Annotated in this window: 9 protein-coding genes; 1 reads left to right on the top strand and 8 read right to left on the bottom strand. The window is 59.3% G+C overall.

Annotated features, from left to right (window positions below; all coding sequences use genetic code 11):
- Nucleotides 1–182: 182 nt before the first annotated feature.
- On the bottom strand, nt 183–452 hold the full coding sequence (gene rpsO / locus HMPREF2857_RS07510; RefSeq protein WP_016422594.1) for a 30S ribosomal protein S15: 270 nt from the start codon (nt 450–452) through the stop codon (nt 183–185).
- 141 nt (nt 453–593) lie between these two features.
- Nucleotides 594–1,589, bottom strand: a complete 996-nt coding sequence (locus HMPREF2857_RS07515) for a bifunctional riboflavin kinase/FAD synthetase (protein ID WP_070602461.1) — start codon at nt 1,587–1,589, stop codon at nt 594–596.
- Between the two features lie 64 nt (nt 1,590–1,653).
- On the opposite strand from HMPREF2857_RS07515, the gene truB reads away from it, so the two are divergent.
- The gene (gene truB, locus HMPREF2857_RS07520; RefSeq protein WP_016422592.1) at nt 1,654–2,640 is read left to right on the top strand and encodes a tRNA pseudouridine(55) synthase TruB; all 987 of its coding nucleotides are present in this window, start codon (nt 1,654–1,656) and stop codon (nt 2,638–2,640) included.
- Between the two features lie 16 nt (nt 2,641–2,656).
- Here truB and HMPREF2857_RS07525 read toward each other — a convergent pair whose 3' ends face one another.
- The 6 genes from HMPREF2857_RS07525 to infB form a co-directional block, all read right to left on the bottom strand.
- Nucleotides 2,657–3,370 (bottom strand): 4'-phosphopantetheinyl transferase family protein, encoded by a 714-nt coding sequence (locus HMPREF2857_RS07525; protein WP_070602457.1) that lies wholly within the window; start codon nt 3,368–3,370, stop codon nt 2,657–2,659.
- Nucleotides 3,349–4,725, bottom strand: a complete 1,377-nt coding sequence (locus tag HMPREF2857_RS07530; protein WP_083310536.1) for an MATE family efflux transporter — start codon at nt 4,723–4,725, stop codon at nt 3,349–3,351. Before HMPREF2857_RS07530 ends, HMPREF2857_RS07525 begins: the two co-directional genes overlap by 22 nt.
- 4 nt (nt 4,726–4,729) lie before the next feature.
- On the bottom strand, nt 4,730–5,791 hold the full coding sequence (locus HMPREF2857_RS07535) for a DHH family phosphoesterase (protein WP_070643398.1): 1,062 nt from the start codon (nt 5,789–5,791) through the stop codon (nt 4,730–4,732).
- A gap of 42 nt (nt 5,792–5,833) precedes the next feature.
- Nucleotides 5,834–6,265 carry a 30S ribosome-binding factor RbfA gene (rbfA, locus tag HMPREF2857_RS07540; protein WP_016422588.1) on the bottom strand — a complete coding sequence of 144 codons (432 nt, stop codon included), beginning with the start codon at nt 6,263–6,265 and terminating at the stop codon, nt 5,834–5,836.
- Nucleotides 6,266–6,625: 360 nt separating this feature from the next.
- Nucleotides 6,626–7,354, bottom strand: a complete 729-nt coding sequence (locus HMPREF2857_RS07545; protein WP_048733528.1) for a hypothetical protein — start codon at nt 7,352–7,354, stop codon at nt 6,626–6,628.
- Nucleotides 7,355–7,374: 20 nt separating this feature from the next.
- On the bottom strand, nt 7,375–9,845 hold a 2,471-nt coding region (gene infB / locus HMPREF2857_RS07550; RefSeq protein WP_070643401.1), incomplete at its 5' end, for a translation initiation factor IF-2.

A 9,845-nucleotide genomic window follows, 5' to 3' on the forward strand; every position in this document is an offset into this window, starting at 1 on the left:
AGCGGACACACTTTTTGCTACTTAACCCGAATACCACAACGACAAGTGATCAAAAAAAAGACCCGCCGTGAGCTTCCATCCAATGGAAACCCAAACGGCGAGTCTAAAAAGCTTAAAAGCCTTGAATTAACAGAGCAACTTACACCAATGAAGCTCTGACAAACAGGACCTTAAGGAGAACCTTAGCGACGCAGACCCAGGCGCTCGATCAGCTTACGGTAGCGCTCAACGTCGTTGTCCTGCAGGTACTGCAGCAGGCCCTTGCGGCGACCGACCAGCAGCAGCAGACCACGACGGGAGTGGTGATCGTGCTTGTGGAACTTCAGGTGCTCGGTCAGCTGACGAATACGTGCGGTCAGCAGTGCAACCTGAGCCTCCGGGGAACCGGTGTCGGTCTCGTGCAGGCCGAACTCCTTGAGAATCTCAGCCTTTTCTGCAGTGTTCAAAGCCATGTAAATCTAACTCCTTGAATCAAATTATGGTCGTTTTTTCAGTCCACATTCTCGGCTTTCCCGGAACCAAACAGCGTCTGGCAGCTGGTTCCTCGCAACTGCTTGTGGACCGCAGTCACAGCCGACGTTTTACTTTAACAGCTAATCGGTCTTAGCCAAAATGGCCTCGGTGTCTGCCACGTCCTGGTTCATCCGGTCAATGAGCTTCTCGACCGAGTCGAACTTCTCCATTCCGCGAATCCGGTCGACAAACTCAACCTGCCCAGCGGTGCCGTAGAGGTCCGCATGACGGTCAATCACGTAGGCCTCGACCGTTCGATCAGTGTCTCCAAAGGTCACATTAGTGCCCACCGACACCGCCGCTGGGTAGCGCACCCCAAACTCGATATCGCCCTTCGGGTCCGGCTCCGGGCGGGCTGCCGTCGGCTGAGCCGTGAACCATGCCGCGTAGACACCATCAGCCGGGATTGCCAGGCCCTCAGCGAAGTCAATATTGGCGGTCGGAAAGCCCAGCTGCGCTCCCCCACGCCCCTGACCTGGAATAACATCACCATCAACACGGTAGAAGTACCCGAGACACGAGGCGGCTGCGGACACCGCACCGTCGGCAAGCAAACCGCGAATACGTGTCGACGAAACACGTTCGGTCGAGTCCGCGGCAGTAACGTCGAGGAGGTCGACGATGGTGACATCGACACCACACTTACGGCCGTGCTCCGGCATAGTCTCGGCGGTACCTGCGGCCTTCTGCCCATAGGTGAAGTTCTGGCCAACGAAGACGGCCTGAGCATTCAGTTTGTCGCGGACAACGGTGCGCACAAAGTCTTCTGCGGGGATGCTGGAGAAGTTCTTGTCGAAAGGCACGACAAGCATGGCATCGATTCCCTCCGCTTCTGCCAGCTCGGCGCGACGGGACACAGTGGACAGTGCCGGCGGCACCTTATCCGGGGCAAACAGCGCTACGGGATTGGGGTCGAAAGTCATCAACAGCGATTTCACGCCACGAGCACGAGCGTCACTGACCGCAGCAGCTATCAGGCGCTTATGCCCAAGATGAATACCATCGAACACTCCGATGGTTACGACCGTGTCCCCCAGCTCTTCGGGTGCATTGTCCAAGCCATACCAAATCTCCACAGAGAGCCAGTGTAACTGGTCACCGTTTAACACACCGCATATAGCGCAACATAGGATTGCGTCTATGACCGACTTCGATCCGATTGCAGACTCCGGCATTGTTATCGTCGACAAGCCCCAAGGCTGGACAAGCCACGATGTAGTGGGCAAACTCCGTCGAATCTTCCGCACCAAGAAGGTCGGCCACTCCGGTACCCTCGACCCAATGGCCACCGGTGTGCTCGTCCTCGGCATCGGCCGCGGCACCCGTTTCCTGCCACATGTCCACGCCGACACGAAGTCCTACCAAGCCACCATTCGACTCGGCGCTGCCACGCTTACCGACGACGCCGAAGGCGAGTTGCTCTCCGAATCCTCGGCGGCATCGGTGACTGATGAAATGGTTCGAGCGGAAATTGCGAAGTTCACCGGCACAATCATGCAAAAACCCGCGGCGGTATCAGCGGTGAAGATTGACGGTGTCCGCGCCTACGAGCGCATCCGCCGTGGTGAGAAGGTCGATATCCCTGCGCGCCCAGTGACGATCACCCGCTATGAGGTTCTGGACATCCGCCACGACTCCGATCCTTCGCGCCCCGGGGAGTGCATCGATATCGACGTGGAGGTCGACTGCTCTGCCGGCACTTTCATCCGCGCCCTAGCTCGTGACTTGGGGGATGCACTGAGAGTCGGTGGTCATCTCACTGCTCTGCGGCGTACTGCCGCCGGCGTTTTCACTATTGATGAGGCGTTGACTATCGACGAGCTCACGGCGAAGGCCGAGCAGTTCGACACCGCCCATCCAGAAATTGCGGAGATGCGACGCCCAGTCCCGGAGCGCGCCGCTTCCTTGCTGCCGATGAGTCTGGACGAGGCCTGCCTGCGTTGCTTTGATACCCGCGAAATTACTGAACAGCAGGCGGCTGATTTGGCTCAGGGCAAGTGGCTGGAGCCGATCGGAAAACCTGGAGTCTATGCGGCGGTGTCACCAACGGGAAAGGTTCCGGCGCTGCTCACAGAATCTGGCAAACGGGCTAAGACGGTCTTCGTGGTGCGCCCGGCCACGCTGTGACTACCTCTCAAGGATTTTAAGACTGCTCGAGCCACACCGCGGTTGCAACGATGCCTGCACCGCGAGCCCAGAAGCCTTTTACTCCGCAGAAGGCGTCGGGAATCTCACGGTGAAACGTTAGCTGTAAAGGTCCGCCTGTGAGTCCTCGGGAAAAACCTCGCCCTGCTATCCGTTTCTTCCTCGGTTGCACGGAGACTTCGTCGAAGTCCAGCCACTGCCCGACTATCGGCTCCCAGAGTTTGTACATTGATTCCTTGGCGCTAAATTGCACCAGCGGGTCAAGGCGTGCTTCGTCAGTGCGCAAGACTGCATCGATGATTCCTAACTCTAGAGTCTGCTCGACCTCGACATCGATGCCAATCCCCTGCAGCTGTTCAGCGCTCGCGGACACGGCTGCCACGGCCCTGCCGCAGTGGCTAATTGACCCCACGATCCCTTGTGGCCACAGCGGCGCTCCGGTGGCCGACATGCCAATCCCATGTGGGGCAGACTCTCCTAGCCGTTGCACCGCCTCATGCGCAGCGAGGCGCCCTCGGGTGAAATCACGGATTCGAGCAGGTGCTGCACTATCAGACAGCCTCAACTCAGCAGTACGGAGCTGCTGCAATTCCGCATCACTAAACGGACGCTCGGCATTGGAGTCAATAACCAGCCGGCTACCGGCGGGCAAATGCCTGGCCAGGTACTCCTGGACGTCGGCAAGCACACTCATGCGCTGATGCCGTACCATTTCTCTCCACGGAAACGGGTAGCGACAAAGATGAGTCGCAGAATCATGAAGGCCAAGAGACCGCACCACACGCCGGTCAGCCCCCAGCCAAATGCCTGCGCCAGCCAGACCGGTGGGAGGAATCCGCACAGGACCGCGCTAACGGTGGCGTTACGGAGGAAGGCTGCGTCGCCGGCGCCGAGCAACACGCCATCGAGCGCGAAGACGACACCGCCAATAGGAATCATTGCGACGAGAATCCACCATGGTCCAGCGGTGACTGCGTCAATCACGCCTGTGGCGTCGGTAAAAATGCGGACGATACTGGCATTACCTACTGCGAAAACAGCCGCTAGGCCGAGGGCAATGACGCTTGACCAGACAGTCACGCGCTTGCCAGTCCAGCGGGCAACGGCCGTGGAGCTACCGCCCAACGCTGCACCGACGAGCGTCTGTGCAGCAATCGCTAGCGAGTCGAGCACCAACGAAATCAGGTTCCACAGTTGCAGCATGACCTGGTGCCCACCGAGCGTGGTCGGCCCAACGCGGCCAGCAACCGCTGCGGCGGAGAGGAACGCTACCTGGAAGGACAAGGAGCGAACGATGAGATCGCGGCCGAGGACCAGCTGGCTTTTGATAATGGCGCCATTCGGGCGCATGGAGAGCTTGCGGCTAGAGCACTCTTTGAAAAGACGGCGGAGGAACAGCCCGCCGGTAATCAATTCGCCGAAAAGAACGGCCATCGCAGAGCCCTCGAGACCGAAGGCGCGGACCAGCGGCACAATCACAATGGCTGCCGGAACAAGGCCTGAGAGCACATATAGCAGCGGCGCGCGGGTGTTTTGGATACCGCGCAGCCAACCATTTCCGGCCTGTGCAATCAACGTCAGCGGAATGGCAAAGGCAGCAACTCGCAACCATTGCCCGGCATCATGAGCGACCTCCGGATGAGGAGCTAACCAACCGGTAAATACTGGTGCTAGCCCCACGATGATGGCAAAGAGACTAAGGCCCACAAAGATGGCGACCCACGTCGCTTGCAGTCCCTCTTCAACCGCCTCGTCCACGTTGCCCCTGCCAAAGGCTCGCGCTGATCGGGCGGTCGTGCCGTAAGCCAAGAAAGTGAGCTGCGTAGTTACCACGGAAAATACCGTCGAACCAGCGGCAAGCGCCGCAAGCTGGACAGCTCCAAGCCGACCAATGACAGCCGTATCCAGCAGCACATAGAGGGCGGGCGCGGCAAGAACGCCCAACGCTGGCAGCGCCAGCGAAACGATTGCGCGAAGGCTGACATCTGACTTCGCACTGTGCCCGGTTCGCTCTATGTCAGTGTGCTCAATCTCAGTGTGTTCCTGAGTTTCTCGCGAGTCCGACAATCCCCTAGGCCTCGCTTGTGCCTCGGCGTGCCTGGGCTGCGACATCGCTGGTGTCCAGGATGGCCTGCAGCAGCTCATCCTTGCTGCACTCCCGAGTCAGACCGGCGGCACGCTCGTGGCCACCGCCGCCAATTTCCAGGGCGACCTGGGAGACATCGACAAGCTCGCGAGAACGCAGCGAGACGGCCCACTGGTTTGGCTCATACTCCTTAAGCACGGCACAGACGTCGGCCGCATTAGTCGTACGCACAATGTCCACGACCGATTCAATCTCATCGTGGCCAACTTCGGCGGTCTGGTCGTACTCAATGACGACGTGGATTAGGCCAGCGCCGTCGCCCCACTCGGGCACCAATGTCGCGGTGGAAAGCACCTTGCCCAGGAATGGAAGGTAGGCAAACGGATGTTCTTCCAGCAGCTGTGCACCAATCGTGCGCGGATTGAGCCCCTTATCCAGCAGGCGCGCCGCTGCAGTGTGCATGCGGGAATGGCCGAACTGGAACGATGCGGTGTCCGTCAACAGCCCTGCATAGAGAGCATGAGCCATCGGCGTGGTCAGCTTGATACCCCAGACACCAAAGAAGTCCAGGAGCACCATGGTCGAGGACTCTGCGCGTTCGTCAACCATGTTGACGGACCCAAAGCGAGTGTTGGTCGCGTGATGGTCAACATTGATAACGCGGTCGGAGGCCATCACGCGATCTTCCAGCGCACCGAGGCGCCCCGGGCTTGCGCAGTCGACAGTCACCCACGTATCAATGTCTTCATCCAAGTCCGTGTACTCGACAAATCGCTCCCATCCGGGGATGGTCAGCAGCGACTTGGCTGGCAAATCGCTCTCACCGTAGCTGGCTACAGCCGAAATGCCACGTTGTACAAGTGCCATGACCATCGCAGATGCAGCACCAATCGCATCCGCATCGGGGTGAACATGGGCAATGACGCCGACCTTCTTGGCGTCGGCAAGCATATCCTGCATCTGCTGAATCGGCTTGGACATGCGGCGATTAATCGCCTGGGAAAGCTGGTGAGCTGCCTGCTCCTGAGCCTGCGGAGAAGTGGTCACGTGGGTGCCCCTTTCATCGATAGATGTGGCCGGTGGAGAGTTTTACTCCTCGTCGCGGTATGGGTTGGCATCGCCTGCGGGCTTTGCGTTTCTAGCCTGCTCAGCCAATTCCGCGTCGCGCGCGCGAGTCTTATCGAGCAGCTCCTCAAGGTGCGCGGAAATCTCCGGCACGGTGTCAACCTCAAAAGCCAGCGTCGGTGTGTAGCGCACACCGGTGCCACGACCGACCAGGGAACGCAGCTGCCCCTTCGCCTTTTCCAGCGCTGCTGCTGCCGACTCGTAGTCCGGTTCCTCGTCGAGCGTACGTCCGCGCACAGTGTAGAAAACTGTGGCGTCGTGCAAATCGCCGGTGACGCGGCAGTCGGTGATAGTCACAAACTCCAGCCGCCGGTCCTTAATCTCACGCTCAATTGCGCTGGCGACAATCTCCTGAATACGCTTGGACAGCCTGCGCGCGCGTGCTGGATCTGCCATTTTTGGCTACTCCCTATCTATCTCTACCTGTGCGTAACGATTCGTAGCTAGACCCCATTTAGCGTGGGGCCTGAAGCGCCCCTTCACTGACAAAGACCCATTTGGGATCCGGCAAAACGGTTCAATACAAAGGACTGCTAATACTAACACGCAAAACACTACTCAACTTCGAACCGCATGTTTCGCGACTTCGCCCGCACCCGTTTACCGAGTGCAGCCAATTGCTTCGCCGCACGCTCGCCCTTTGTTTTAACCCATTAATCATCACGACAACACTGTCACCACCATCGATGTCATCGACGGCATGGGGAGTCGCTACTACGGAATTGCGCAGCTGAAACGCAGCCTACCCGTACGCTCTTAACGGCGCTCCACGAAGTTGTACATCGGTAACCCATTAACATGGGAGCAGTCAGGCAGTGAATCCATCACACTGTCCTGCAATGGTGTTTCTCCCTCGATGCCGAAAATCCATTTAACTGCAGCATTACCTAGCTCCAGCGGATGGAAAAGGTAACTTACCTCACCATTTTTATCCTTGGGCGCCACACTGCCATGGGTTTGTTCCCATTCAGCCACATCCGTCGGATGTAGTACCTCGACGTGTTCACCGTTAGCGAACGGTACCTCGAAATCCAACAGTCGTCCAGAGCTGAAAAACCGCTGCATGTCAAAATCATAGTCTTCGCAGCTTGCTTCTAATTCCCTGGTAGGAGTCTTATAGTGGCAGAAATCGACAACACTATTGATGCACAGTGACCAACTTTCGCGAGGATCGTTCGCCAACGCTGGGTCCTCAATAAGGTCGTATACGTCGTCGGTCCCGAAAAGCAGCGTTGGCCCAAACGCTACCGCGTGGAAGTACCAATTATGACCATCCTCAATGGTTTCTTCGGAATCAAAGGCGAATTTCCCTGGCCAAATCTTGTCCAATTGCGCAAGAGTCTCCTCTGCGCTCGCAGGAGGATAATTCAAAATATTCGTTCGCGGCAGTTCATCTGAGAGTGCAAAGAGATTAGTTTTGAAGCCCATAACGAACACGATACGCAAAAAGGCGCTCCCCGAAGGGAGCGCCTTATCAAAGTTCACGCAGTGTTTAGCTTACGTCGCTACGTGCGCGGAACCTCGACCATCTCGTAGACCTCGATAACGTCGTCCACCTGGATGTCCGGGTAGGACAGCACCATACCGCACTCGTAACCGGCTGCGACCTCGGTGGCATCGTCCTTCTCTCGCTTCAGCGACTCGATAGTCGCCGAATCCGTAATGACGTTGCCGTCACGAACCAGGCGAGCCTTCGCGTTGCGGCGGACCTTGCCGGACTCGACCATACAGCCGGCGATGAGGCCAACTGCGGAGGACTTGAAGATGGCGCGAATCTCTGCACGACCAATCTCCTTCTCCTCGTAGACCGGCTTGAGCATGCCCTTCAGAGCAGCCTCGACATCCTCGATAGCACGGTAGATCACCGTGTAGTAGCGGATGTCAACGCCCTCAGCATTGGCAACCTCGGTGGCCTTGCCCTCGGAGCGAACGTTGAAGCCGATGATGACGGCGTCAGACGCAGCAGCCAGCGTGACGTTGGTCTGCGTGACAGCACCGACACCACGGTCGATGATGTTCAGAGCGACCTCGTCGTCGACCTCGATCTTGAGCAGGGCTTCTTCCAGTGCCTCGACGGTACCGGCGTTGTCGCCCTTCAGGATCAGGTTGAGGGTGTTGGTCTCCTTCAGAATCTCGTCCAGGTTCTCCAGGGAGACGCGCTTGCGACGACGTGCCTGCAGCGCATTACGACGACGTGCATCGCGGCGGTCTGCAATCTGGCGGGCCGTACGATCCTCGTCAACAACCAGGAGGTTGTCACCAGCACCCGGTACAGAGGTCAGGCCGAGCACCTGAACCGGACGGGAAGGACCGGCCTCATCGACGTCGTTGCCGTATTCATCGACCATGCGGCGAACACGACCATATGCGTCACCGACAACGATGGAGTCACCGACGCGCAACGTACCGCGCTGAACGATAACGGTTGCCACCGGACCACGGCCGCGGTCAAGGTGAGCCTCGATGGCGACACCCTGAGCGTCCATATCCGGATTGGCGCGCAGATCCAGCGAAGCATCAGCAGTCAACAGCACTGCTTCGAGAAGCTGATCGATGTTGAGGCCCTGCTTAGCGGAGATATCGACGAACATAGTGTCGCCGCCCCACTCTTCGTCAGTGAGACCGTATTCAGTCAGCTGACCACGAATCTTCTGCGGATCTGCAGTTTCCTTATCAATCTTGTTGACTGCAACGACAATCGGCACATCAGCGGCCTTGGCGTGGTTAATAGCCTCAACCGTCTGCGGCATGACGCCGTCATCAGCTGCAACAACCAGAATCGCGATATCGGTCGACTTGGCACCACGAGCACGCATGGCGGTAAACGCCTCGTGACCCGGGGTATCCAAGAAGGTAACCTTGCGCTTCTCACCGTCAAGCTCCACCGGCACCTGGTACGCACCGATGTGCTGGGTAATACCACCGGACTCGTGGCCACCGACGTTGGCCTTACGAATGGTATCCAACAGTCGCGTCTTACCGTGGTCGACGTGACCCATCACGGTGACCACTGGCGGACGCTGCTCCAGATCCTCATCGTCGCCCTCGTCCTCACCGAACTGGAGGTCGAAAGACTCGAGGAGCTCGCGGTCCTCATCCTCAGGCGAGACGACCTGGACCTTGTAATCCATCTCGTCGCCGAGCAGCTGCAGGGTCTCGTCGGAAACCGATGCAGTTGCCGTCACCATTTCGCCGAGGTTGAACAACGCCTGGACCAGCGATGCTGCATCGGCGTTAATCTTCTCAGCGAAGTCAGACAGGGATGCACCACGTGCGAGGCGAATGGTCGTGCCCTTACCGTTAGGCAGCTTAACGCCGCCCACCACGGATGGTGCCTGCATTGCCTCGTACTCGTTGCGCTTCTGACGCTTCGACTTACGTCCGCGACGCGGGGCGCCTCCTGGTCGCCCGAATGCACCTGCAGTTCCACCGCGACGTCCGCCGCGACCACCGCGCGGTCCGCCACCCGGGCCGCCCGGGCCGCGACCACGGCCGCCGAAGCCACCGCCACCGCCGCCACGGCTTGCCTTTGCAGGCATCTGCCCCGGGTTCGGGTGCGAAGGCATCATTGCAGGAGTCGGACGATTGCCGCTCGGCTTATTACCGCGGCCCTGTCCACCCTGCGGGCGAGGGCCGCCCTGGCGTGCTCCCGGCTTCGGGCCCGGACGGCCGTTTCCACCCTGCGGGCGAGGGCCACCCTGGCGTCCACCCGGCTTCGGGCCCGGACGGCCAGGACCGCCCTGCGGACGCGGCATGTTGGACGGCCGCGGTGCCGGACGGGAGGATCCGCCGGTCGAGAATGGGTTGTTCGCCACACGCGGTGCGCGTGCGCCTGGCTTCGGCCCTGGCTTCGGGCCAGCAGGCTTCGGCGGGCGTGGCATTTCCTGTCCCGGCTTCGGCGAACGGGACGGTGCAGCTGGCTTGGCACCCGGCTTTGCTGCCGCTGGTGCAGCAGGCTTAGCGCCTGGCTTAGCTG

It is taken from the genome of Corynebacterium sp. HMSC076C10 (assembly GCF_001812455.1).
In the GTDB taxonomy this organism is placed as follows: domain Bacteria; phylum Actinomycetota; class Actinomycetes; order Mycobacteriales; family Mycobacteriaceae; genus Corynebacterium; species Corynebacterium jeikeium_D.

What these genes read in the sequence shown, in the direction of transcription:
- rpsO (WP_016422594.1), bottom strand. Translation starts at nt 452, where the DNA reads ATGGCTTTGAACACTGCAGAAAAGGCTGAGATTCTCAAGGAGTTCGGC.
- truB (WP_016422592.1), top strand. Translation starts at nt 1,654, where the DNA reads ATGACCGACTTCGATCCGATTGCAGACTCCGGCATTGTTATCGTCGAC.
- HMPREF2857_RS07525 (WP_070602457.1), bottom strand. Translation starts at nt 3,370, where the DNA reads ATGGTACGGCATCAGCGCATGAGTGTGCTTGCCGACGTCCAGGAGTAC.
- rbfA (WP_016422588.1), bottom strand. Translation starts at nt 6,265, where the DNA reads ATGGCAGATCCAGCACGCGCGCGCAGGCTGTCCAAGCGTATTCAGGAG.